Origin of the sequence: Catalinimonas locisalis (assembly GCF_038039535.1) — a bacterium.
In the GTDB taxonomy this organism is placed as follows: Bacteria; Bacteroidota; Bacteroidia; order Cytophagales; family Cyclobacteriaceae; genus Catalinimonas.
The window spans coordinates 1-24,450 of record NZ_JBBPHP010000066.1 but is presented as its reverse complement, the minus strand read 5'-3'; the positions used below and the strand labels follow the sequence as shown (position 1 = coordinate 24,450).

Annotated in this window: 19 protein-coding genes; 7 read left to right on the top strand and 12 right to left on the bottom strand. The window is 45.1% G+C overall.

Annotation, left to right across the window (positions count from 1 at the left end; translation table 11 throughout):
- The 5 genes from WJR50_RS32460 to purB form a co-directional block, all read right to left on the bottom strand.
- Positions 1-1,544: fibronectin type III domain-containing protein (locus tag WJR50_RS32460; protein WP_341297506.1), on the bottom strand; the 1,544-nt coding region annotated here is incomplete at its 3' end.
- A gap of 2 nt (positions 1,545-1,546) precedes the next feature.
- Positions 1,547-1,945, bottom strand: coding sequence for a hypothetical protein (locus WJR50_RS32455; RefSeq protein ID WP_341297505.1), 399 nt, complete (start codon positions 1,943-1,945; stop codon positions 1,547-1,549).
- Positions 1,946-2,424: 479 nt separating this feature from the next.
- Positions 2,425-2,817 carry an HIT family protein gene (locus WJR50_RS32450; RefSeq protein WP_341297504.1) on the bottom strand — a complete coding sequence of 131 codons (393 nt, stop codon included), beginning with the start codon at positions 2,815-2,817 and terminating at the stop codon, positions 2,425-2,427.
- 3 nt (positions 2,818-2,820) lie between these two features.
- Entirely contained in the window at positions 2,821-3,294 is a 474-nt protein-coding gene (gene greA / locus WJR50_RS32445; RefSeq protein ID WP_341297503.1) for a transcription elongation factor GreA, read from the bottom strand.
- Between the two features lie 253 nt (positions 3,295-3,547).
- Positions 3,548-4,906 (bottom strand): adenylosuccinate lyase, encoded by a 1,359-nt coding sequence (purB, locus tag WJR50_RS32440; RefSeq protein ID WP_341297502.1) that lies wholly within the window; start codon positions 4,904-4,906, stop codon positions 3,548-3,550.
- Positions 4,907-5,145: 239 nt separating this feature from the next.
- On the opposite strand from purB, the gene WJR50_RS32435 reads away from it, so the two are divergent.
- The 4 genes from WJR50_RS32435 to WJR50_RS32420 all read left to right on the top strand — a co-directional run bounded on the left by WJR50_RS32435 (position 5,146) and on the right by WJR50_RS32420 (position 12,718).
- The gene (locus tag WJR50_RS32435) at positions 5,146-6,300 is read left to right on the top strand and encodes a 2Fe-2S iron-sulfur cluster-binding protein (RefSeq protein ID WP_341297501.1); all 1,155 of its coding nucleotides are present in this window, start codon (positions 5,146-5,148) and stop codon (positions 6,298-6,300) included.
- An 80-nt stretch (positions 6,301-6,380) separates the two neighbouring features.
- Positions 6,381-8,102: a M3 family oligoendopeptidase gene (locus tag WJR50_RS32430; protein WP_341297500.1), complete on the top strand. Its 1,722-nt coding sequence runs from the start codon at positions 6,381-6,383 to the stop codon at positions 8,100-8,102.
- Positions 8,103-8,370: 268 nt separating this feature from the next.
- Positions 8,371-11,112 carry a TonB-dependent receptor gene (locus tag WJR50_RS32425; protein ID WP_341297499.1) on the top strand — a complete coding sequence of 914 codons (2,742 nt, stop codon included), beginning with the start codon at positions 8,371-8,373 and terminating at the stop codon, positions 11,110-11,112.
- A gap of 1 nt (position 11,113) precedes the next feature.
- A complete protein-coding gene (locus tag WJR50_RS32420; RefSeq protein WP_341297498.1) occupies positions 11,114-12,718 on the top strand; it encodes an SGNH/GDSL hydrolase family protein in 1,605 nt (534 codons plus the stop codon).
- A gap of 56 nt (positions 12,719-12,774) precedes the next feature.
- Here the strand turns inward: WJR50_RS32420 and WJR50_RS32415 are convergent, their stop codons facing one another.
- Positions 12,775-13,758 carry a phytanoyl-CoA dioxygenase family protein gene (locus tag WJR50_RS32415; RefSeq protein ID WP_445223515.1) on the bottom strand — a complete coding sequence of 328 codons (984 nt, stop codon included), beginning with the start codon at positions 13,756-13,758 and terminating at the stop codon, positions 12,775-12,777.
- A 207-nt stretch (positions 13,759-13,965) separates the two neighbouring features.
- On the opposite strand from WJR50_RS32415, the gene WJR50_RS32410 reads away from it, so the two are divergent.
- On the top strand, positions 13,966-14,811 hold the full coding sequence (locus WJR50_RS32410) for a helix-turn-helix domain-containing protein (RefSeq protein ID WP_341297497.1): 846 nt from the start codon (positions 13,966-13,968) through the stop codon (positions 14,809-14,811).
- A 66-nt stretch (positions 14,812-14,877) separates the two neighbouring features.
- Here WJR50_RS32410 and WJR50_RS32405 read toward each other — a convergent pair whose 3' ends face one another.
- The gene (locus tag WJR50_RS32405; RefSeq protein ID WP_341297496.1) at positions 14,878-15,882 is read right to left on the bottom strand and encodes a YpdA family putative bacillithiol disulfide reductase; all 1,005 of its coding nucleotides are present in this window, start codon (positions 15,880-15,882) and stop codon (positions 14,878-14,880) included.
- Positions 15,883-16,034: 152 nt separating this feature from the next.
- Positions 16,035-16,916: an SDR family oxidoreductase gene (locus WJR50_RS32400; RefSeq protein WP_341297495.1), complete on the bottom strand. Its 882-nt coding sequence runs from the start codon at positions 16,914-16,916 to the stop codon at positions 16,035-16,037.
- Positions 16,917-17,159: 243 nt separating this feature from the next.
- On the opposite strand from WJR50_RS32400, the gene WJR50_RS32395 reads away from it, so the two are divergent.
- Positions 17,160-17,291 (top strand): hypothetical protein, encoded by a 132-nt coding sequence (locus WJR50_RS32395; protein WP_341297494.1) that lies wholly within the window; start codon positions 17,160-17,162, stop codon positions 17,289-17,291.
- Positions 17,292-17,616: 325 nt separating this feature from the next.
- On the opposite strand, the gene WJR50_RS32390 is transcribed toward WJR50_RS32395, so the two are convergent.
- Positions 17,617-17,994, bottom strand: a complete 378-nt coding sequence (locus WJR50_RS32390; RefSeq protein WP_341297493.1) for an HU family DNA-binding protein — start codon at positions 17,992-17,994, stop codon at positions 17,617-17,619.
- Positions 17,995-18,232: 238 nt separating this feature from the next.
- On the opposite strand from WJR50_RS32390, the gene WJR50_RS32385 reads away from it, so the two are divergent.
- Positions 18,233-18,997, top strand: a complete 765-nt coding sequence (locus WJR50_RS32385) for a 3-keto-disaccharide hydrolase (protein ID WP_341297492.1) — start codon at positions 18,233-18,235, stop codon at positions 18,995-18,997.
- A gap of 51 nt (positions 18,998-19,048) precedes the next feature.
- Here the strand turns inward: WJR50_RS32385 and WJR50_RS32380 are convergent, their stop codons facing one another.
- The 3 genes from WJR50_RS32380 to WJR50_RS32370 all read right to left on the bottom strand — a co-directional run bounded on the left by WJR50_RS32380 (position 19,049) and on the right by WJR50_RS32370 (position 24,171).
- Positions 19,049-20,338, bottom strand: a complete 1,290-nt coding sequence (locus WJR50_RS32380; RefSeq protein ID WP_341297491.1) for a Gfo/Idh/MocA family protein — start codon at positions 20,336-20,338, stop codon at positions 19,049-19,051.
- Positions 20,339-20,419: 81 nt separating this feature from the next.
- Positions 20,420-23,299 carry a PVC-type heme-binding CxxCH protein gene (locus tag WJR50_RS32375; RefSeq protein ID WP_341297490.1) on the bottom strand — a complete coding sequence of 960 codons (2,880 nt, stop codon included), beginning with the start codon at positions 23,297-23,299 and terminating at the stop codon, positions 20,420-20,422.
- Complete coding sequence (locus WJR50_RS32370) at positions 23,299-24,171, bottom strand: sugar phosphate isomerase/epimerase family protein (protein WP_341297489.1); 873 nt, start codon at positions 24,169-24,171, stop codon at positions 23,299-23,301. Before WJR50_RS32370 ends, WJR50_RS32375 begins: the two co-directional genes overlap by 1 nt.
- Positions 24,172-24,450 lie beyond the last annotated feature (279 nt).

The window sequence follows — 24,450 nt, the reverse complement described above, 5'->3', positions numbered from 1 at the left end:
CAAACCGGATTGGCTGAAGCCAGATTCGCCAGGGCTAAAGGTACATCTGTAGTCGTCTCGGTATCTGTGGCCGCTGCACCATCTCCACAGCTGTTAATGGGTGTGATACGAATGTTATATACTGTTCCCAGTATTAATCCACTTACATTTAAAGTATTTCCAGCTTGTGTTGTATTTACTTCCGGACTTCCATAGGCCGGGTCTTCGTCAATTTCTATTCTATAAGAAGTGGCCGTTGCAGGTACATCCCAGCTTAACTCAAATCCATCACAGACAATGTTGGATGTTGCCACATTTGTAGGTGCAATGGGTGCTGAAATAACATTATAAGTGACGGTGGCTACAGTTGAACAGCCATTACCATCAATTACTTCAGCAAAGAAATCGTCTCCGTCATTTACTGTCACATTGGTTGGGTCAGCTACTGGGGTAGCAGGACCTGTATCGGCATACCAGTTAATGGTGTAGCCATTTCCTCCGTCAATTGCAGCATTTAATGTAGTAAGGTCCACTCCGGTAGCCTGAGTTCCTCCCGGAATATCAGCACATACTTCGGGAGTTTGATCTACTACTGTTGGCAATGCATTAACCGTAACCGTAATATTGCTACTAGCCGTACATCCATTGGCATCGGTTACGGTGTAGGTCAATGAATAATTACCATCGGTGCCCGCATTAAAGGTTGGGTTACTTACGTTGGTCGCTGACAGAAAGCCTGTGTCTCCGGTCCAGCTATGGGTAAAGCCTCCGGCTCCACCCGCAGGATTTCCATTTAAGATTAAATCTTCACCCGCACAAACAACCGATGGTGAAGGCGTGATGCCTGCTGTTGGAGCAACTCTGTTGTCATCAACAACAATATTCGTTTCTTCTTTGATACAGCCATTTGCATCTCTGACTGTCAGTGTATAGGTGTTATTTTCTAAATTGCTGAACACCGGGCTGAGCTGAAAGTTTGTTCCCCCATCAATAGAATATTCAAACCCTCCAGCTCCTCCACTTACGGTTCCTGTAGCATCAATTGATCCATTAAATGGAGCAGTACATTTATCATTACCTATAGTAGCTATGGTTGGTTCATCAATAATGATTTCAGTAGCTGCATTTACTCTAATACCACTATTTGGTGCTCCTGAAAATAGAAATCCATAATCTTCATTACTACAACTTCCACCATCCAACACTAAAAGGTAATCTCCGGGAGGTACATTAGAAAAAACCAACATGTCTGCTATTATAGACGGGGCAGGTACAATATTTAGAAAAGGGGGATTATTATCATCGTATACGTAAGCGCCAGTTGGTCCTTCTTCAAAATTCCAAAGTCTTACTCTATAATCTGTTACTGATGGATATGAACCATTGCTAAATATAAATGTAATTGTACCATCATTGGCTTCAAAGCAAAGTTCGTCAGTCTTACTTATAGTTGTTCCACTTGTAGTTGGACATTGTGCAAATACTGATACACCAGTCATCAGCAGACAGATGAAACTGATTATTCCACTTACCAATAATCTATTTTTCAAATTTACTACTGTCATGCCTATTTAGATTTAGTTTCAGAGTGTCCCCTTACCTCAAAGCGAGTGTATTGGCAGTTTCCACCATGTAGTTCAAGCGCATATTTGCCTTTAGGAAGTGAGGCAAAACTGATTTGGCTGCGGTCTACTTTGACCACGGTGATGTTCAAAAAATCAGGGTTGTTGTCATCGTAGACATAGCGTTGTGTATCATGATCCCAGAGCCTGATCCTATATTGCTCTCTATTGAAAGCAATATGTGCTGAAATGGTAAAAAGGAGAGATCCTTTACCTTCTTTAAATGATTGCACATCACTCGTATTTATACTGATCTGATCAAGTTGAGGACACTGTGCCCAACTGTCTTCCAGGCTCAAAAAACAAATGCACAGGCTGATGATAAATGTGTAAAACTTGCTCATATAAAGCATCTTTTAGATGGTCGTCGCTTACTTTGTGGTCTATTCTTCAGTAAATAATATCAACTGATCGCTTATTCCAGACTTCAAAATTGATAAAAAGGTACACGGCAATTTTTTTAGTCTTTTTTGCACTAAGCCGATATCACATTCTGTTTTTTCCTTATTTAGTGTTATTTAATAAATATGATTTTTCTAATTACATATTGAACTTAAAGCCATATCTATTAGTAAATATTCAATGTATACTCTACATCTTTATTAAATTTAGGGCAATTGGGAGATAAAAAAGGGTGAGACCTTAAGTGTACTATGAGAGGGATGTAGTAAAGTGAGGAAGTGATGGAGAATCTACGGTAAGAATGATTGATTTGAGTAAATTCAGGCATGTACAAGAAAGTACAGAAAATAAAAAAACCAGCGCCAGGTGAGTGGGAACACACCTAACGCTGGTTTTACCAGCAAATCAGTTAACTGTTATCCTAGGAAGCTGAGCGTATTTTTTCGGCAATCTGCTTCATCTCTTCATCAGAGAGTTGCAGTTTAGGATTGCTGAAATTTGCATCACTCATGCTGTTGATCGGAATAAGATGGATATGTGCATGGGGCACCTCCAGACCTATCACCGCTGTGCTGATTCGCTCACAGTCTATTACTTTATCTATTTTAAGGGCTACCTCTTTGGCAAAGAGATGAAGTTGTGTATAGGTTTCATTATCCAGGTCAAATAGATAATCAACTTCTTTCTTGGGAATAACCAGCGTATGACCTTTGGTCAGCGGCCTGATATCCAGAAATGCAATAGCATATTCATTCTCTGCCACAATATGGGCGGGTATTTCCCTATTAATAATTTTGGTGAATATACTTGCCATAACCTATAGGGATATCTCTTTGATCTCAAATTTCATGGTACCGGCAGGAGCCTGAATCTCGGCAGTATCACCTACCTTCTTACCCAGCAGTCCTTTACCAATGGGTGATTTTACGGATATTTTCCCGCTTTTAAGGTCTGCTTCTTCTTCAGAAACCAACGTATAGGTCATCTCAGCACCATTCTGCTTATTTTTGATCTTCACTTTTGAAAGTATGGAAACCTTAGAAGTGTCAAGCTTTGATTCATCCAACACACGGGCGTTTCCTACTACCTCCTCCAGCTTGGCAATTTTCATTTCCAGCATACCCTGGGCATCTTTGGCAGCATCATATTCAGCATTTTCACTTAAGTCGCCTTTATCCCGGGCTTCAGCAATTTGTTTGGCAATATCAGTTCTGCCCTTGGTCTTTAATTCATTAAGCTCATCCTTGAGCTTCTGTAGTCCTTCTTGTGTGTAATAAGATACCTGTGCCATACTTATTTGTATTAAAACTTTGTGTACTACTATAAAAAACAAAAGAACGGCATACAAATGCAGCCGTTTCTTAAGATATAGCTATAATATGAAATTTTTCCTATATATGCTTCTGTTTGAAGCCTATCGCAGAGCGTTAATTAAGCATGTAAAATTAGAGAATTAATCTATGGATTTCAATGTCTATTTACAACTGCTCTATGTTGTTCTTCTAACTAAGCTAATATACTAAGTTTTCGTAAAAAATGTTTTTTTATTTTCCGCTACTACTGAGTCCTGTGTAGTTAAAGGGAGTCACCGCCAGGAGTTCCTGTTTCACTTCTTCACTTACTTCCAAAGTCTGTATAAACTGCTTAATCGCAGCTTCAGTGATCCTTTCCTGTTTACGTGTGAGAGTCTTGAGGGCTTCATAGGGTTTAGGAAAACCTTCGCGCCTCAGGATAGTCTGTATACCTTCTGCCACTACTGCCCAGTTTTCTTCCAGGTCGTCATGTATGGCTTCCTCGTTGATTTCAATCTTTCCCAAACCTTTGAGCAGGGAGTGAAAAGCAATAAGCGTATGCCCCAAAGGCACACCAATGTTGCGGAGTACCGTTGAATCAGTCAGGTCGCGCTGCAAACGGGAGATCGGAAGCTTGGCCGACATATGCTCAAATAATGCATTGGCAATGCCAAGGTTTCCTTCTGCATTCTCAAAGTCTATGGGATTTACCTTATGAGGCATGGCTGAAGAACCTACTTCATTGGCTACTACCCGCTGCTTCAGGTAGTTCATAGCAACATACTGCCATACATCACGGCTAAAGTCCAACAAAATTACATTAATGCGCTTCAGATTATCACAAAGTGCCGCCAGCATATCGTAGTGCTCAATCTGGGTAGTAGGATGACTGCGACGTAAGCCCAGGTATTTCTCGGCAAACTGATTTCCAAAAGCCAACCAGTCTGTATCAGGATAAGCCACAGTATGCGCATTGAAGTTGCCGGTAGCTCCGCCAAATTTCGCGGCATGAGGAAGAGTTTCTAATAAGGCTTTCTGCTGCTGTAATCTTTCGTGAAATACCATCCACTCTTTGCCTACCTTCGTAGGAGAAGCAGGCTGACCGTGCGTGCGTGCCAGCATTGGAATATCTTTCCAAGCATCAGCCTGTTTGAATATCTTGTCCATTACCTCCTGCAAAAGAGGAAGCACTTCCTCCTGCATGGCATCCCTCAGGGAAGCTGGTATAGCGGTATTATTGATGTCCTGTGACGTAAGGCCAAAATGGATAAATTCTTGGGATTCAGTAAGGCCTAAAGCCTCCCACTTTTCTTTCAGAAAGTATTCTACTGCTTTAACATCATGGTTGGTGACCTGCTCAATTTCTTTGATGGAAGCTGCATCCAATTCCGTAAATTCTTTATAGATACTTCTCAACTTAGGAAAAAGCGACGCATCTACTTCTTTAAGCTGAGGAAGTGGCAATTCACAAAGTGCAATGAAATATTCTACTTCTACCTGTACACGATACCTGATCAGTGCATATTCCGAGAAATACTGTGATAAGGCGACAGTTTTATTTCTATATCTGCCATCAATAGGCGAAATGGCTGTTAAAGTGCTTAAATTCATAACTTAATCAATATTTTTTGGGAATGTCATTCGCTATAGACCTGCTTTTGGATTTGTGTTAAGGCTTATTATATAGCGTAGTAATCCGTGCGCAATTTAGGAATTTCACCTTCCAAATCAGTCAAACATTTGATATTTGCGTTTCAAATCCTAAAATTCAAACAATTTTGCTCTACAAAGCGAATATATAACTGACGTTCTACAACATTTAATAAATACTAAAGCAATAGAAATAAAGGATGAGTACAAAATACCATCAACTTACTGTAAGAGAAATAATACGAGAAACACCCGATGCCATTACAATTGTATTTGAGCAGGAAGGAGAAAGACTCAAGTATGAGGCTGGGCAGTTTCTAACCCTGATTTTGCCTATAGATGGAGAAAGAGTGAGACGCTCTTATTCCTTATCTACCTGCCCTTTTCTGGATAAATATCCCGCTGTAACCGTAAAGAGAGTGCCTTCCGGCAAAGTTTCTAACTACCTGAATGAGCAGCTAAGAGCAGGAGATGTAATAGAAGTAATGCAGCCCATGGGTAAATTTACCACTACCTTGATAGGCACAGAGCAAAGGCACCTGATTATGTTTGGCGGCGGAAGCGGTATCACACCCCTCATGTCTATCATGAAATCGGTATTGTATGCCGAACCTAAAACCAAAGTCTCGCTGATCTATGCAAATCGCGATGAAGAATCTATCATTTTCAAAACACAACTGGAGGCCCTGCTAAAAAAATATGACCGTACCTTCAAAGTCATTCATATTCTGGAAGAAAGCTCACCCAACTTTCCTTCCTTGCAGGGACGCATAGACCCTGATCGAGTGGGAGAGCTACTGGCCGAACTGCCAAAGCTGCCTGCTGTGGATACTGAATATTTTGTCTGCGGTCCCAGCGGTATGATGCATAATGCCATAGAAGGACTTAAAATGCTAAACATTGATCCCAACCGTATTCATAAAGAAAGCTTTGTGGCAGGAGTTACTTCACCTTCAGAGGGAAAAGAACAGGAGTTTATTCCTTCTCCGGAAAACAGTGAAGTCTCTGAAGAATCCGCTGAAAAGCCTATTGAAGAAGGATTGATAGGTGCCTTCAAAACTGAAAATGAGACGGTAAAAGAGGCGCAGGAGGTTACCGTAATTTATGATGGAGAAGAATATACTTTCCTGGTAGAGCCTGGCAATTCAATCCTGCATACCGCACTGGCACTAGATATAGATTTGCCTTATTCCTGCCAAAGTGGTATCTGCACCGCTTGTATGGGCAAGTGTACCTCCGGAAGAGTAAAACTGGATGAAGAAGATACGCTCACCGATGGCGAACTTCAGCAGGGTTTTGTCTTAACCTGTGTAGGGCATCCGCTTACGCCTAACGTACGTATTGAGATAGATTAGAATTATTGAAAATTCAAAAGTTGCAGATTGCAACATCATAAAATTGATCATTATTCACTGATCATTAATCATTAAAAAGTATGAACGACATTCAAATACCCGAAAAAAAAACAAGAGCATTTTTACCTGAAGACTTTAAAGTCTCCGACTGGAATGCTGTAAGACCCTACTTTGACGATTTGCTGCAGCGCAAAATAAATTCAGCGGCAGACCTGCGCAAATGGTTTCAGGACCGTAGCGAACTGGAAGCCGTGCTTTCAGAAAACCTCGCTTGGCGCTACATCAAAATGACCTGTGATACCACCAATGAAAAGATTAGAGAAAGCTACAATGAATTCATTACCCAGATTCAGCCCAAGATTGAACCGGTGAGTAATGAGCTTAACCAAAAAGCCCTCAAATCTCCTTACCTGGAAGAATTGAAGCAGGAGGAAGGCTATCCCATCATGATTCGTGAGCTGGAGAAAGATGCTAAAATCTATCGTGAAGAAAATATTCCGCTCAAAACCGAAGAGCAGCAGGAAGCTCAAAATTTTGGCGCTATCTCCGGTGATATGAGTGTAGAGATCAACGGGCAGGAAATGACCCTGCAGCAAGCCGCTAACCTTTTACAGTCTGTAGACCGTGTAGAGCGGGAAGATGCTTACCGCAAAATCACCAAAAGACGTCTGCAGGACAAAGAAAAGCTGGATGCCCTATTCAGTAAGTTAGTAGAGATTCGCGATAAAATCGGCAAAAATGCCGGTTTTGAAAACTACCGCGATTATATGTTTGCCTCCATGGGCCGTTTTGATTACAGCAAAGAAGACTGCTTTGCTTTTCATGAAGCAGTGGCCAAAGAGGTGGTGCCCATGCTCAACGATTTGGCAAAAGATCGTAAAGAAAAGCTTGACTTAGAAAAACTTCGTCCCTGGGATAAGGCAGTTGACCCTAGTGGTGAACCTCCCTTAAAACCATTCCAGCATGGCAATGAGTTAACTGTAAAAACAGTAGAATGCTTTAGCAAGCTTGATCCTTATCTGGGTGAGCGCATCGCTATTATGCAGGCGATGGGGCATCTGGACCTGGAATCGCGTAAAGGAAAAGCTCCTGGCGGTTACAATTATCCCTTGGCTGAGACCGGCGTACCTTTCATTTTTATGAACGCGACCTCCAATCTACGGGATATGGTGACCATCATGCACGAAGGAGGACATGCGGTTCATTCCTTCCTGACCCGTGATCTGGAATTGAATAACTTCAAGCATGCTCCCTCAGAAATAGCAGAATTGGCTTCTATGGCTATGGAACTGATCGCTATGGATCATTGGAACCTGTTTTTCAAGGATGAAGATGACCTAAAGCGTGCCAAACGCCAGCATCTGGAGCAGATCATAGAAACCCTGCCCTGGGTAGCCACTATCGATAAATTTCAGCACTGGGTGTATGAGCATCCCGGCCACACTGTAGAAGATCGTAAAAAAGCCTGGAATGAAATCTTTGGTACTTTCTCAGATAACATCACAGATTGGAATGGCCTGGAAGAGGAACGTAACAATCTATGGCAAAAGCAGCTCCACCTGTTTGAGGTACCTTTCTACTATATAGAATATGGCTTTGCCCAGCTGGGTGCAGTGGCCGTATGGAAAAATTATAAGGAAGATCCCAAGAAAGGACTGGAAGGCTACAAAAATGCGCTCAAATTAGGCTATACGCGTACTATTCCTGAAGTCTATGAGGCGGCAGGAATCAAGTTTGATTTTAGCACAGAGTACATACACTCTCTCATGCATTTCGTCCGGGATGAGTTAAACAAAATCTAAAAACTTGAGGCAGGAAAGAATTCCTGCCTTTTTTATTTTTATTTATTACCTATTCTTTTCTTCAGCTTTATTTTTAGCGCTTTCCGCTATATAAGCTCTTTGCTACCCCTTTCTTATTCATAATAACTCTATAATATTTTTCATCTTTATTTAAATTATCTCAATTTAATTAGCATATTTATGGTTATTATTATGAATATCACATAGTCATTTTATGAAAGCAAACAGGCGTATATTGACTATCGGAGTGATAATACTCTGTATATCAATGTCATTAGCAAAAGCACAATCTGGTACAAGCATCTCCGGAAAAGTGCTGGACGAAGCAAGCGGCGACCCTTTAATTGGAGTAAATATCGTAGTAAAGGGTAAGGTAATTGGTACGATTACCGACACTGAAGGCAACTTTGAACTCAATATTAATGATTCTCCTCCCATCACCCTGGTAGTTTCCAGTGTAGGCTATCAACCTAAAGAAATTGAGATCACCGAAGCGCAAACGAATGACTTAACCATACAGCTCAATGAACAGGCTATCTTGGGTCAGGAAGTGGTTGTATCGGCATCCAGGGTAGAGGAATCTATCTTACAATCTCCGGTATCTATTGAGAAAATGGATATCCGAGACATTCAATCTGCCGCTGCACCCAGCTTCTACGATCAGATTGCGAATCTCAAAGGAATTGATGTCAGCGCCCAGAGTCTCACCTTCAAGTCTATTAACCCACGTGGGTTTGGAGCCAACGGCAACACACGTGTGGTACAGCTGATTGATGGTATAGACAATCAGGCTCCTGGCCTCAATTTTCCGGTTGGTAATATTGTAGGAATCCCGGAACTGGACCTGGAAAGTGTTGAGATTTTACCTGGCTCAGCCTCTGCCCTCTATGGCCCCAATGCGATTAACGGTATCATTCTGATGAATAGCAAGAATCCTTTTGAGTATCAGGGTTTGAGCGCTGTGGCTAAGCTCGGTGTCACACATATTGATGGAGAAGACGATGATCCGTCATTGTATCAAAATTATGGCATCCGCTACGCCAAAGCTTTTAACAATAGATTTGCATTCAAAATCAATGCTGAGTACCTCAAAGCAACAGATTTTATAGGCGTAGATTACCGGGATGCACATGATGTGGTGGAACGCAGCCCGGAAGATATTGATCCTGATGACCGTGCTTCTAACCGTACTTATGATGGCGTCAATGTGTATGGTGATCCGCTCTTAAATGTCGGAATACTGGGCAGCAGTGCGGGTTTGGGAGCTTTACTTCCTACAGACGAGAGAGGTGATTTTACGCCTACTGGTTACACTGAAAAAGAATTTGTCGATAATACCACAGAAAGTATAAAAGTAGGGGGCGCTTTACACTATCGCATTAATGATAATCTGGAAGCTCTGGCCCAATTCAATCAGGGTTTTGGAAGCACAGTGTACACAGCCAACGACCGTTTTGTACTGGATGACTTTACTATCTGGACTGCCAAGGCAGAATTAAGAGGTACAAACTTCTTTCTAAGAGGATATCGTACCCAGGAAAACTCAGGAGACAGCTATGCAGCCAATACTTTGGCATCCCTCATCAATGCTCAGACTACTATTCCTGCTTATGTTCAAGGGTTTGCCGGAGCCAGGTTAAGCGGAGCCGGAATTGATCAGGCACATCAGCAGGCACGGATTATCAGTGATGCTGTCCGTCAGCAGAATCTCAATGATGGCACTTTTCAGCAATTGTATGACTCTTTACGGCAGGTACCCATTTCTGAAGGCGGCGCCAAATTTCTGGATGAAACCAGCCTGACTCACTTTGAAGGCATGTACAACCTAAGCGAGCAAATTGATTTTGCTGAAGTGATCGTAGGTGCAAATTACCGCCTTTATAACCTCCGCTCCGACGGCACCCTCTTTGCCTTGCAGGATGATGGTGAAGAGTTTGATATCAACGAATGGGGTGCTTATGTACAGCTTACCAAAAAGCTGCTGGATGAAAAACTAGATATTACAGGCTCAGTACGTTACGACAAAAACGAATACTTTGACGGACAATTCTCTCCCAGAATTTCAGGTGTGTATTCCACTCCCAGTAATCATAACTTCAGAGCTTCTTTCCAGCGAGGCTTCCGCATTCCTACCACCCAAGATCAGTTTATTGACCTGGATGTGGTAACTCGCCGACTCATTGGAAGCAATTCAATACTCGTTGATCGTTATAATTTTGAAAGTAATACAGTGTACACTACCCAAAGTGTCATTGCTGCCCAGCAGGCATACCAGACTAATGGCAACTTATCTGCTGCCCTTGATCTTCTGGCCCCGGTAGAATTTGAAGAGTTTGATACTGAAAAGGTCAATACCTTTGAAGTCGGATACAAAGGTTTGATCAATAATAAACTGCTGATAGATGCATATTACTACTACAGTGCCTATCAGGATTTTGTAGCAGAGATTGAGTTTGTTCAAACTGCCATCGCTGAGCAAAATCCTCCCTATGATATTGAACCCGATCCGGAAGGTATTGTCACTCAGTCAGTCGCCACCCAGCGTTATGGCGTGGATGTCAATGCGGATGGCACAGTGAATGCGCATGGTTTCGCGCTTGCCTTGGATTACTCACTCAGCAAAGGTTACACCCTGGGAGGAAACGTTGCTTTCAACAAACTCATAGATCAGGATGATCTGATCGCCCAGGGATTCCGAGCGGCCTATAACACTCCTGAATGGAGGTATAATCTCCGCTTTGCTAACCGCAAGGTCACTGAGAATCTGGGTTTTAACATCGTATGGAGATGGCAGGAGGCTTTCTTATGGGAGTCTTCTATCGGGGAAGGTATCATTCCGGCTTATCAGACACTGGATGCTCAGGTAAGCTATAAACTCCCTGAGCTGAAATCGGTGCTGAAGATTGGAGGTTCTAACATTCTTAACGAACGTTATACCACTTCCTTTGCCAACCCCCGCATGGGTGCTCTTTATTATATATCTCTCACCTTTGATGAATTCCTGAACTGATATGAAGAAGTTTCATACATTATATATTGCTGCACTGAGTCTCGCTTTACTCTTTGCAGCCTGTGATACGGAAGATGAACTGATTGAAGAGCGGCTGGAGAACAATCCTCTACCTCCTGCAGGTACGCTCAGCGGGGATCCTGGTACACTCAATCTGGACAAATACGTGGCTATTGGAAACTCTCTGACTGCCGGGCTGATGGATGCTGCCCTCTACAATAGTGGTCAGCAGAATTCATTTCCCAATATTTTAGCAAATCATTTGCAAAATATAGAAGGCTTGGAGGCTGGCGAGTTCAATCAGCCGGATATCAATTCCGATAATGGCTATAATATTTCTGTGAATAATTCCGGAGGACAGGTGGCCGGACGTTTTATTCTGGATCCCAGCATTCCTGGTCCGGTGCCTACTGTAGGAGAATTGCCTACTCCTTATGATGGCGACCGCTCCCAGCTGAACAATTTTGGTGTGCCCGGACTCAGAGTCATTGAAGCAGCAGTACCAGGCTATGCGCAGTTCAATCCGCTTTATGCGCGTTTTGCCTCTTCTGCTAATTCATCAGTGCTGGGTGATGTTACTGCCGCACAAGGTAGCTTCTTTACCGTTTGGCTGGGAGGGAATGATGTGCTCTCCTGGGCAAGAGTAGGTGGCGCAGCTCCTGATGGAGAAGAAAACCCTGATGCAGAACAAACAAATCCTAATACGCTGACCAGTATCAACAGCTTTACCCAGGCTTATGCGAATGTGATCAATAGTATGCTGGCTGCCAATACAGAAACAAAAGGAGTAGCCATTACGATTCCTTCCATCACTTTGCTGCCTTTTTTCCGTGCCGTTACCTATGATCCTATTGCCCTGGATCAGGCCAATGCCGATGCACTGAACGCCGGTTATGCAGAATATAATCAAGGGGTACAGGCAGCAGCGCAGTTTGGACTCATTACGGCAGAGGAAGCAGCGCTGCGTAACATCAGTTTTAATGTGACTACCAATACGAATGAAACCAATGCGGTAGTAATCTTGGATAATGAGCTTTCTGATATTACCCTACCTGATCCACAGGAAGGAGACCCAATTGTTCTTCCCAAACTTCGTCAGGCCAATGCATCTGATCTGCTGACATTTAATGTTGCTACTCTGCTGGGCACTAGTACTGAAACAGGTATCTATGGGCTACAGGCTCCGGTAGAAGATCAGTATGTTCTTACGCTCAATGAGCAGATTGTCTTGAATACCAGAATAGCTTTTTTCAATGGCATCATTACACAAATTGTAGCCAATACCGGCGGCAGAGTAGCTTTGGTTGATATCAATACGATCTTTGCTGATGTGGCAGGCTTAACGGCTCAGCAGGCGGCACAACTGGGTTTGTCCGCCGAAGCAATTGCTGCTGCAGATGGTGTAACTGGAATTAATGTGGGCGGTGTAAACCTGCAGCCTGACTTTTCACCCAATGGTATCATCTCTACCGATGGGGTACACCCCAATCCCAAAGGCCATGCGCTGATTGCCAATGAAATTATTGAAGCTATGAATGAGTCTTTCGGGGCTGATATCCCTTTGATAGATGTCACTCCATTCAGGACGGTGATCGTGGCACTTTAAAAACAAAGAGCACCAGATTACTTCCGGTGCTCTTTTCGTTTTTAACCAATATACTTTTACCACTTCTCCAGACCAAGCAGCTTTTTACCCAGTACATTAAGCTTAGCTGTTTCATAGTTCTGCTGTTCATAATTACGAGGGTCGCCGGGAAAGGCATAGCCACTGGGAGCAATGCGGTTTTTCCAGGAGTTAATGCGCCATTCTCTCAATTCTACATTATCTTCTTCAGCAGGCATCATGGAAATGTATTGTGCTATCCGCACTTTGTCTTCTGATCTGTTTGGTCTAATGCCATGTGGCTGTAAACTGTTAAAAATTAGCAGATCACCGGCATCCAGCTTTACTTTCACCATCTTATCTTCCAAACCGCTGACATTGGGTTTGAAGTGATCGCGGTCATCCGGCTGGCTGAGTTTCCAGCTTTCGTAGTTCCGGTAAAGCCAGGGGATACACTGAAAGCCGCCCATATGCTCATCGTTTTGATCGGCCAGGGCAAGTACCCCCTGCACATTCTGCGGTTTGGTTTCCGGGTCATAGTCCCAGTGGATGAAGCCTTTGTATTCAAAACCCGGACGGATGGGGAAATTCAGGTTAGCCCTGTCAATGGTCACCCATAGTTTCTCGGTACCCCAGATGTCTACAAAAGCATCATAAATTTTCTGCACCTGCCGGTTATCCCATAGAGCCTGCGTATTGTAGACTTCTACCATACCGGTGCCGGCCAGTTCTTTCATCTGCATTTCCGCACGGGGAGCTGTGTACCAGGTGGAAGGGTCGTTTTTATCTTTGTCTTCAAACTCCCACAGAAAGTCAGCGGTCTTCAGTGCCTGCTCGCGGGGCACAGCATTTTTGATAACGACATAACCATTCTCTATCCAAAAAGCCCAGTCTTCCTCACTCAACACTCTGAGTGGTTTTCCATTGGAACGGTCATTCAGCTTCTGCTTGCTGCTGGTAGCAGTGGAAGGATTGCCCGGAATATCCTTGTGGTTCTTGTTCGGGCTGTCACGGTCAAGGGTTTGTGCTTTCATATTTTTCATGGTGTTTGAGTTTTAATAGTTAGAAGTGGGAAGCTAGGAGTTGGAAGTTTAACTTCGCTCTTCTCGCTTCCTACTTCTAACTTCCATCTTCACGATATATCAAAGCTACCCATTCTCAAGCCGGATTTCTGCCTCTATAATTACCAGTATTTGAACAATATTGATATAATGATGCGTATCTACTGTTCATTTATGTAAATTAATGCTATGAAGACTGAACTGGAAAAGATCATTCCCGACAAAGACAGTTCCCTTAGCCTGATGGTCAACCCCAAGCTGAGTGACTTCTTCTTCTGGCATTTTCATCCCGAGTATGAGCTGGTCTTTATAGAAGGAGCGGACGGTAACCGCCATGTTGGACAACACTTTTCCCGTTTCAAAGGCAGCGATCTGGTACTGATTGGCTCTTATATCCCGCACCTTAACTTTGATTATGGTATACAAACGCCTTACGAAGAGGTAGTGGTGCACATCCGACAGGACTTTCTGAAGCATACTGCCACTACCGCTCCCGAGCTGAAAGTGGTTCAGCAACTGCTGGAACTCGCACAGCATGGAATCGCTTTTGGCGAAAAGACGAAAAGTATAATAGGCCCCCGCCTGAAGAGCTTGCCCGAACATTCTCCTTTTGAACAGTTTCTGGAGCTATTGAGCATCTTTCATCTGCTCATGCAGGCTGAAGATAAAGCGCTTCTTCACGCTGAACCTGTAAAAAACCAGTACACTCGCAAAGATCAGGACAGGCTCAGCGCTATCTACGCCTTTATTGATCAGCGCTATCAGCAGAAGATTGAGATGGAAGAGGTAGCCCGAATGAGCAACTTAAGTAAGGCAGCATTTTGCCGTTATTTCAAGAAGATGACCCGCCTCACCTTCACCGAATTTGTCAACCATTACCGCATTGATAAGGCCAAGAAGCTGTTACTTCTGGATAAGAATGTGTCTGAGGTTTGTTTTGAGTGTGGTTTTGAGAGTCTTTCTTACTTTAACCGCACCTTCAAGAAAGTGACGGGCAAAAACCCGCTGGCCTTTAAAAAAGAACATCTGCCCTGAGCCAACAAAGCAGATGTTGATATACAATGGAAGGACTGTGAGACTCAGTCCTAGACTTATACTACCTTAAGAGGAAGCCTTGGCGGAAGGCAATGCTTCCTGGCTCAGCTTCGCTTTGATATCCGCGATGATGGGTATGGCGTGCAGCTTCCCATTTTCAATGAAGACTTTGGCAGTCTCCTCTCCGCCTATTACCGAGCCACCCATATAGATACCGGGCACATTACTCTCATAGGTATCAGGATTGATCTCAGGGATGAGCATTTCTCCATTGAGCTGTACCCCTACCCTGCGCAAAAACTTGGCGTCGGGATGATATCCTACCATCAGGAATACAAAATCAGCAGGGATGGTACTCCTCTCGCCAGTATCAAGGTTCTGAACATGTACCTCTTTCTCTGTAATCTCGGTCACCACGCTTCTGAAATAGGTTTGTACTTCTTCCTTCTTCACACGGTTTTCCATGTCGGGTACGATCCAGTACTTGGCCGTTTTGTCAAAGCCTTCAAACTGATGCACTACCGTCACGTCAACGCCATTGCGATAGAGGTCCAGGGCAGTTTCTATGGCCGAGTTGGCTCCTCCTACCACTACTGCTTTGGTTCCTGTGTACTTATAAGGCTCATCATAGTAATGCGTTACATGCGGCAGGTTCTCTCCGGGAATATTGAGTTCGCGGGGAATGTCATAATAGCCGATAGCCAGAATAATCTTACGGGCCTTGTATTGTCCTTTGTTTGTGTTTAGTACAAAGAGTTCGTCTTCTTTTTCAATGCCCTCCACCTCGGTAAAAGGGTGTATATTCAGCCCAAAGTGTTCTACCACTTTACGATAATATTTCAGCGCTTCTGCCCTGCTAGGTCTGAGGTTCAGGGAGGTGAAAGGTACATTTCCGATAGAGATATTATCCGCACTGGAGAAGAACGTCATGTCTACCGGATAGCGACGTATGGATTCGGTGATACTTCCTTTATCTAAAACAGCGTAGTTTAAGCCGTTTTGCTGTGCCTCAATGCCGCAGGCCAAGCCACAGGGTCCTGCTCCGACAATGAGTACATCGTAAATATTCATGCTTTGCTAAATTTTGTATGTTGTACTTCTTTTTGTGATTTGTACTAGGCCATGTAATGGGCACCACGCTATGGACTCCATGCCATAGGCGCTAGGCGGTGGCCGCTTCGTGATGGCAAATATACAACAATCATCATAAAGATGGTGTTCGTTTAGGACGAGGGCTTGCCGGTACTTTTCTTTTCCGGGTGAAAGCGTATACCTAACAAAGCCTCACTGACCTCCCATAGTCTACGGGCGTTGTAGTCATTGGTTGCCACTTTGGTAGGCGAGCTTGGCTTCTTGTTCTTGAAGTATTTGCCATTAGCGGTATATCCTTCCTCGCTGGTAGCCAGGTAAATGCTGGTTTCGGCACCTTTCTCTTCTCCGGGCAGGAAGGGCTTGGTTAGTTTCGCAATCGTACCAAAAATGCCGGGCACTCCTTCATACAAGCCGGTAGCGATACCTCCGGGATGCAATGCGTTGGTAACTACATGAGTACCCTCCAGGCGCTTCGCCAGCTCGTGGGTAAACAGCAGATTACAGAGCTTAGACAGTGCATAAGCTTTCAGGCCGCCATATTTTTTTTCGTACTGTAAATTATTGAAGTCCAGATTGGCAATACGATGGGCTTCCGAGGAAACGTTGAGGATATTTCCTCTTTTGCTGGCAAACACTTTGTCCATAAGCAGATAAGTCAGCAGGAAGGGTGCCAGATGGTTAACGCCAAAGGTCATTTCAAAACCATCTTCTGTCGTTTCACGCTTGCTGCCCATCAGCAGGCCAGCATTATTATTCAGCACATCTATGTGAGGGTAGGTAGCATTGATATGGGCTGCCGCTTTCCGAATCTGCTCCGTAGACGCAAGGTCGGCCAGGACAATATCTACCTTATCGTGTCCGCAAACTTTGAGAATATCTTCCTTGGCCCGCTCGGCTTTCTCCTCATTGCGGCACAGCATGATCACATGTGCGCCCTTTTTAGCCAGCTCACGTGCAGTTATTTTCCCTATTCCCGAATTAGCCCCGGTGATCAGACAGATTTTATCTTTCATAGTGTAGTAATTTGGAGAAGACCTCTAAAAATAGATCATGATTAGGCAGGCTATTGTTTAAGAATAAGGAAAAAATAAAGATAAGTCTACAGTTATCGTATGGTTTGTAAGGCTCCGGCACCATACTTCAGGGAAGCTGCAAATAATTACAGCAGGCTTAGCAAAACTTACATGCATGTAAAGGCTAAGATAAAAAATCAATGGTTGATGAAGCTCTCTTCTCATAATTCAAAACGGAAGGGCATGGCTTTGCAAACCGATGGGCATCGGATGCTCAACGGATGCCCATCGGATGGAGAACGAATGGGCATCGGATTTGAGGAGAATGATGATAGCTTTAACCTGGGTCAACCCCAGGAATTACTTTCCTACTGATAGATTCCCTCTGTCATCCCGGCGAGATCTTTACCAGTCTGCAAGTCCTGGATTTGTGAGGTTGGTTAGGATTCCTCCACTGCGTTGCGGAATGACCGGATGATGGGCTTTTGTGTGCTAAAAATCGCTACCTCAAATCTAAAGTCATGCCGTTAGGCATCTTTACCAGCCTGCAAGTCCTTGATTTGTATGGGTGGTTAGGATTCCTCCACTGCGTTGCGGAATGACTCATACGGAGGTAATGATAAGTAGAAAGAATAGTAATATGACAACAAAAAAAGCCCCGTGCTGACGGAGCTTTCAAGCTTAAACCTATTATATTCCCCTATGCCTTCTTATAATCGGCAGCCTTCATGGCTTTGCTTACCCGCTTGCCGGGGGTAAAGATCACCTTATTGCTTTTAATAGTGCTTTTGTTGACTTCTTCCTCTGTCTCCACACCATTGCTTCCGATAGAAGGACGGAAGCTGCCCAGATCGCCCAGACGCACAATTTTGCTCTGCGTCAACTTATCCGGTATCACGCTCACCAGCGAGGTCAATACCGCCATAATATCAGCTTCGCTCACGGTAGAGGTCTTCTCTATCTCCTGGCAAAGCTCCAACAAACCTACTTCTCCATCCAGCACTGTGCTGGCATAATACTTCACCGGCCCCTCAGTGGTACCAGGCTGCTTACGAGCAATCGCTTTGTACTTGATCATACATTTGTTTTTATAATGTAGATAAAGATAGAAACAAGGCTGATCAAAATTTTTTCACTTGCGAAACAAAGCTTACAGCTACAGAAAAGGAGGATAAATGGTTAATGATTGATGACTCATGAATAATGATAACACAGTGGAGCTATAAGGTATGAGCAGGCTGAGGATGACTGTTATGAAGATTTTTTGTTATTTTACCTCTCTCACAAGATCACGACAACAAAAAAGAACCATGAACATGAAGACTATTTTTTTACGTAACCACCTACTGATCCTTTTTGCCCTACTATGCTTCAGTTGCCAGCCCGGCAGTAATGAAGATGCTGCTCAGGAGAGTACGCAAGAGACTGATACTACAAGCAGCAGCCCCAATGCCAATGCTGACTGGCAGGTCTTGTTTAACGGTAAAGACCTCAGCGGCTGGCATGAAGTAGGCGGCGATCCTAATTTTTACATTGAAGACAGCGTGCTGGTCGGCCTGACGGAAGAAGATCTACCCAACACCTTTCTGGTGACTGACGACACTTATGATGACTTTGAGCTGGAGTTGGAATTTAAGATTGATGATGCCATCAACTCCGGTGTGCAGATCAGGAGCAGCACATACGAGAACGATACGACTACCGCTTACCTTTCCGGGCAGCTGGAAGAGAGCCAACGTGACTGGGAAGCAGGAAGGTTTCATGGATATCAGATAGAGATTGACCCATCGGAGCGTGCCTGGACGGGCGGCTTTTATGAGGAAGGTGGCCGCGGCTGGCTGCAACCCCTCACCGACAATGAGGAGGCGCAGCAGGCTTTCAAGCCCGGCGAGTGGAATCATATGCGGATAGAAGCCCAGGGCAATCAGTTCAAATCTTATATCAATGGTGTGCCGGTAGCAGATTATACGGATGACATGGCCAGCAGCGGACATATTGGTTTACAACTACACGGTGCCTGGCAGGAGGAGCAGATAGGACAGGAGGTGCGCTACAAGAATATCAAGATCAGGGAGCTTTGAGAGAGGCATAAAGATCTGCCATGCTTATAAGTCTGGCAGATCTACTATTGTTTATACCAGATCCCATTCCTTTCTGGGCTTTCTTTCCAGCAAGTCATTGGCCTCACGGTCCCCTTTAAACTTTTCTCTTCTGGCATTCCACTCCAATGCTCTACCACCCAGGCGGAAAGAGATCAGTGCCAGATGCATGGGCAGGGTCATCTCACGGGCGTAAGGCAGGTTGCTTTCCGGCTGGGTTCTGTTCTTCACTGCATCCACAAAGTTCTGCTGATGTCCGGGAGAGCGGGGAATGAACTGATCCACTGATGCAACATCCTCCATCACTTCCCCATCAATACGAATTTCGCGGGTGTTGTAATCGCAGATCAATGTGCCTTTACTCCCTTCAAAGTAAGCCCCGATGCCACGATCTTTGGCCCCGGGCACATCGGGCGGTGTGGAAGTCCAGTGGATGTTCATGTTATCAAACGCATAGTCAACGTTGATCCATTCCGGTACATCGGCTATGCTATTCTTAGGTGCTTCGCCTTCCGCTTTGACACTTTTCAGGCCCTGTGGCTTAGCGGCCCACCATACGACATCGGCAATATGGCACCAGAAATCCTGAAACATGCCTCCCGAATAGTCCAGAAAATACCGAAAATTGAAGTGGCAACGCTCCGGCACATAGTCTACATAGGGCGCAGGTCCCAGCCACATATCCCAGTTCAGGTGCTGAGGAACAGGTTGCTTGGCAGGATTCCCCAGATCAGGCGTACCCCCTGTCTTCCATAACCTCACCGTTTTTACATCGCCGATCACCCCAAACTGTATGAGTTCTACTACCCGGTGATAGTTATCGGTAGCATGGATTTGGGTACCGAGTTGAAAGACTCTGTTGTGCTTTTCCATACTTTTGAGCATCTGCTGTCCTTCTTTGACGCTATAGGCCAGTGGCTTTTCACCGTACACATCCTTACCCGCTTCAAACGCCAGCATGGCTACCTGCGCATGCCAGTGGTCGGGGGTGGCACAGGTAATCACATCAATATCCTGCTGCTCCAGCACTCGTCGGAAATCGTTATAGCCTTTTACCTGCACTCCTGGCTGTAGTTCACGGGCTTTGGCCAGTCCTTTGCTCAGGTGCAACTCATCCACATCGCAGATGCCTACCACATCTACCTCCGGTAAGTTGGCAAACCAGTTGAGATGGGCGGTACCCATACCATTGATACCAATATGGGCGACCCGCAGGGTATCACTGGGCGCTACGCGTTTGGGGAGGTAAGGAAAAGCGCTGAGACCTAAAGCACCCAGCCCGCTTTTTTTGATAAATTCTCTACGTTGAATTGACTGATGCATAGTTGAATGACTCAATGGTTAAGTAGTAAAATGATTGAATGCGTAAGTGCTGACCTAATTCTTAGTACCTAAGCTCGGACTTTAGATGTCTACCTGTAGTAAAAAGGCAGTGATATCTACTAGCTGCTGCTCACTCAGCAAAAAGTCCTCTGGTGAAGGCATAGGACTGAAGTTAAACTGCTTTTTGTGTTCTACCGAGTCCTGTTCCAGTATATATTGCCTGCCATACATATCCATTACCGTAATGACCGGCCCATCAGACAGCATCAAACCGTAGACGATTCCGCCATCACGGGTGCTAACCAGCCAGGGTTCATAGCCAAAGGCTACCGCCGCATCAGGATTTGCCACACCTTCCAGCATGCCCACTTGGTCGTATTTGCGATGAATGTTCGTGAGTTCCGGCCCGATTTCCTGTCCTGCATCACCCATCTTATGGCAGGTAGTGCAGTTTTGATAGAATAAGGACTTACCGTTTTCAGCATTGGCAGCCAAGGATAGAAGTTGCTCGCTATCGTAATCAGTGGCTTGTTGTTCATCCGGTAGATAATGCCGGGCTACCGCTTTCAGATAAAGATCTTCCTTTTGTAGCAACTGAGGGATGATTACCGTACGTACTGTATCTTTCACATCTTCTTCCAGCCGGTCAAGAACTTGCAGCAAATGCCAGCTTCCTGCTTGAGTTGTACTCATCTCTTCTGCCGATGCCAGCCTTTTCTTCAGGCTGGTTGCAGTATCCAGGAATTGCTGCTTCAATGTCAGCAATTCTGGGTGTGCTTCGGGAAGTAGGTCCGCAGGAGCTTTCCAGTCCTGCAGATAGACTCTCCAATCATTGGTCTTCCTGAACTGTAGCCACCACAGGGATTGTTTTTTTAAGTCGGCAGAGGCTTTGCTGTCAATCTCCAGCATGGACTGAGCGGCTTCCTGCGTAGGCACAAAGGCCAAAGCCACCATAGCCTTTTGACGCTCATTAAAATTCAATTCTGAGGAGAGCACTCTTGTTTTTAAAGCCTCTACCGCCTGTGGAGGGTGCATACGCCAGACCAAATCAGCAAAGGACTGACTCCATGACTCAGGCTTTTCATCACCGAATGTGGCCAACATTTCAGGATAAAGCGTGGCTTCTTTACCGTCCATAGCCATACCCAAAGCTTCCAGGTACCAGGGATCATTGCCCTCGTAGCTGCTGATGAGATTCATGATCAATGCTTTACTTTGAGCGAGCGGCACATCCCGAAGCGAGAGCGCCACCTCACGCCTTACGGCAATGGAAGGGTCTTTAGTAAGTTGATTGGCATAAGGTAACCAATCCTGAGGCTTCGCTTGTTGTAAGGCTCGTAAAGCCGTAATCCTAAGCCTCTGACTATCATGTTGCGCATCTTCATGCCGAAGCACTCGCTCCACCTCCTGAATTCCCTGCTCTCCCAGTTGTGCCAGTAACCAGACAGCCCTGGCCTGATGATAGGGATTATCAGCGGTCAGTAAAGCTTTTACTTCTTCTATCACCGCTGCTCCCTGGTCTCTCAGCTTCACAAAGCCCTGGTTGCGCACATTGATCGCCGGACTTTTTAGTGCCTGAAGTTGTCCTTCGGTAGTATTAAGATCAATCTCAGGAAGCACAAGCGCTTTGTTTTTAGGAGTAATCCGGTAAATCCTTCCGTAGCCCTGCTTATCATGCATCTGATGTCCACCCACAATGGGATCGTACCAGTCCGCAACATAAATAGCACCCTCTGGCCCTACCGCTACATCACTCGGCCGGAACCATTTGCGTTTGTTTTCATCTATCTCGTACCAGCGATAACCTTCTGTAGACTCATTGACCGAACTAATCAGATTGCTTCGGTGCAATGCAAAGCCTGCACCATCAGCCTCTGTATGATAACCGAAGACTACGTTGCGGCCAGCATCTGCACTAAGAAACATGCCTCTGTACTTTTCTCCCAACGCTTCTCCTTCGTACATCAACACCCCGGTAGGAGAACCGGAGCCAAAGATATCTCCAATGGGTAATACCCCGGGGTCACCCTGATGCCAATGCGCTTCCTGTATGCTTTGCTCCGGGCGACGATCCGCCTGCCAGGTACGGGTTCCGTCGGCGGAAAAGAAACCTGCATTTGCTCCCCGCATCAGCCAGGTCGTACGGTTGGCATCCTTCTGATCATCATTGTCATTTTGCCAGAGATCGCCATAGGAATCCACTGCTACTTCATAAGAATTGCGAAAGTTATGCGCCAGCACTTCCAGTCCCGTTCCATCGGGATTCACCCTGAGTGCCAAGCCACCGGTCCAAATACGACCGTCATCACTACGCATGGCAGGAGTATTCTCATCGTTATAAGGTGTACCTCCGGTATAGACGCTTCCGGCTCTCAGCGTCCAGCCGCCACGGTCGGTAACGATGTGGGGCCCGGCGTTGCCGGTATTAAAGTACCACCGTCCATCCGGTCCGGCAGTGACTGAATGCAAGCCGTGGTCATGATCCAGGCCACCAAAGCCGGTAAGCAGTATTTCTTTATGATCCGGTTGATCGTCTCCGTCCTCATCAGTGTAGACAATCACATGAGGAGAGCAGGAGACTACTATCTGATTGCCCAGTACGGCAATGCCCAAAGGGGAACGCAGGTCGGGGTCCTGCACAAATACTTTGGAAGTATCACTTTTCCCATCTCCATCCAGATCTTCCAGTATCATGATACGGTCACCTTGCTCATGGGCTTTGTGCCCCTCATGGTTATTGAAATCCCGATAGTTGACCGCTTCGGCCACCCATACCCGGCCTTTTATGTCTACATCTATGTTGGTAGGATTGAAAAACTGAGGAGATTCAGCCCAGACAGTGGCCTGAAGATCATCGGGCAGGTAAAGTTCAGGTTCTTCCTGAACAAGTTCTTCGGATTCAGGAGTGCAGGCAAGCCCAAGGATAAATAATGGTAGAAGAAAAAGGGTAGACTTTTGCATCAGGCTTGGTTAAATACGGATTGCACATATTGACAATTGGCCTGGTAGGCTTCCATCATTTCCATGCCTTCGGGTATGGCTCCTTCTATGATTACCCAACCCTGGTAATTGATATCATCCAGAATCGCTTTGACTCTTTCAAAATCTATTTGTCCTTTTCCCAGCAGGTAACCATTTTCTTTGGCATGTACTTCACAAATGTACTCGCTGCCCAGGCGCTGCATTTCTTCGTAGATATCGTAGCCCATCTTGTGGGAGTTGGCAACATCGTAATAGACCCGAACATTGGGAGAGCCTACGGCTTCAATAATTTCCAGATGCTCATCGGCACTCAGCCACGACTCTATACCCAGCGTGATACCCTGACTTTCCGCTTTAGGCGCAACTTCTTTTAAACGCCGGATCACTTCCTGAGTACCCTGGGTATCGCCTTTCAGGTCTCCATTGCCAAAAAAGGCTAGCAGAACTACCGATACTTCCATCGCTTTGGCTACGTCAATGCTATCGCTTACCCAGGCGATGGTTTCGGGAGCAGATTTGTAAGGCACTTGATTCAGTTCTCCAATGGCCAGGCTGGATACTTTAACTTTGTATTTCTTAACAGCTTCTTTATAAGCCTGCTGTATTTCTTTTTGGCGCAGGTGCATATTGTTTTCCGTTTTCCCCAGACTGATCTGCACACCATCCAAGCCAATCTTTTGGGCAGTAGCCATCGCCTCCACCTCGCTATGGTGCCCAATGGACCAGTCGCAGGCCCCGATTTGGTAAGTACGTTTTTCAGAAGCAAAAAGCGGATAGAGAGGTGCACAGGAGAGTGCACCTGCCACTACCGCACTCTCTTTGAGCATGCGTCGGCGTGAAATGACTGCCATTTTTGTATGTAGGTTGTTGTAATCTAAAAGATAAAAAAATAGCCGATAAGAAGCGACTTCCCGGCGGCATAATTGTATTAGGGTTTGGGGTGTTAGGTCCGTTGTGGAGTGATTTTATAGTTTATCAGCTTTGATAGAGGTAATTTTGATTTTCTTATATTGAGACAAGGGGCTACCCTAGCTGGGAAATTATCAGAATATCATTTAATAACTGAAGTTACGCAACTAAGCTGATACCTAATCCTTGCTTTATATCATTCAAATAGGCAAAGGCAGTTT

Bases quoted from the DNA above. Each gene is read 5' to 3' on its own strand.
- WJR50_RS32455 (WP_341297505.1), bottom strand. From the start codon at position 1,945: ATGAGCAAGTTTTACACATTTATCATCAGCCTGTGCATTTGTTTTTTG.
- WJR50_RS32450 (WP_341297504.1), bottom strand. From the start codon at position 2,817: ATGGCAAGTATATTCACCAAAATTATTAATAGGGAAATACCCGCCCAT.
- greA (WP_341297503.1), bottom strand. From the start codon at position 3,294: ATGGCACAGGTATCTTATTACACACAAGAAGGACTACAGAAGCTCAAG.
- purB (WP_341297502.1), bottom strand. From the start codon at position 4,906: ATGAATTTAAGCACTTTAACAGCCATTTCGCCTATTGATGGCAGATAT.
- WJR50_RS32435 (WP_341297501.1), top strand. From the start codon at position 5,146: ATGAGTACAAAATACCATCAACTTACTGTAAGAGAAATAATACGAGAA.
- WJR50_RS32430 (WP_341297500.1), top strand. From the start codon at position 6,381: ATGAACGACATTCAAATACCCGAAAAAAAAACAAGAGCATTTTTACCT.
- WJR50_RS32425 (WP_341297499.1), top strand. From the start codon at position 8,371: ATGTCATTAGCAAAAGCACAATCTGGTACAAGCATCTCCGGAAAAGTG.
- WJR50_RS32420 (WP_341297498.1), top strand. From the start codon at position 11,114: ATGAAGAAGTTTCATACATTATATATTGCTGCACTGAGTCTCGCTTTA.
- WJR50_RS32415 (WP_445223515.1), bottom strand. From the start codon at position 13,758: ATGAAAAATATGAAAGCACAAACCCTTGACCGTGACAGCCCGAACAAG.
- WJR50_RS32410 (WP_341297497.1), top strand. From the start codon at position 13,966: ATGAAGACTGAACTGGAAAAGATCATTCCCGACAAAGACAGTTCCCTT.
- WJR50_RS32405 (WP_341297496.1), bottom strand. From the start codon at position 15,882: ATGAATATTTACGATGTACTCATTGTCGGAGCAGGACCCTGTGGCTTG.
- WJR50_RS32400 (WP_341297495.1), bottom strand. From the start codon at position 16,916: ATGAAAGATAAAATCTGTCTGATCACCGGGGCTAATTCGGGAATAGGG.
- WJR50_RS32395 (WP_341297494.1), top strand. From the start codon at position 17,160: ATGGCTTTGCAAACCGATGGGCATCGGATGCTCAACGGATGCCCATCG.
- WJR50_RS32390 (WP_341297493.1), bottom strand. From the start codon at position 17,994: ATGATCAAGTACAAAGCGATTGCTCGTAAGCAGCCTGGTACCACTGAG.
- WJR50_RS32385 (WP_341297492.1), top strand. From the start codon at position 18,233: ATGAAGACTATTTTTTTACGTAACCACCTACTGATCCTTTTTGCCCTA.
- WJR50_RS32380 (WP_341297491.1), bottom strand. From the start codon at position 20,338: ATGCATCAGTCAATTCAACGTAGAGAATTTATCAAAAAAAGCGGGCTG.
- WJR50_RS32375 (WP_341297490.1), bottom strand. From the start codon at position 23,299: ATGCAAAAGTCTACCCTTTTTCTTCTACCATTATTTATCCTTGGGCTT.
- WJR50_RS32370 (WP_341297489.1), bottom strand. From the start codon at position 24,171: ATGGCAGTCATTTCACGCCGACGCATGCTCAAAGAGAGTGCGGTAGTG.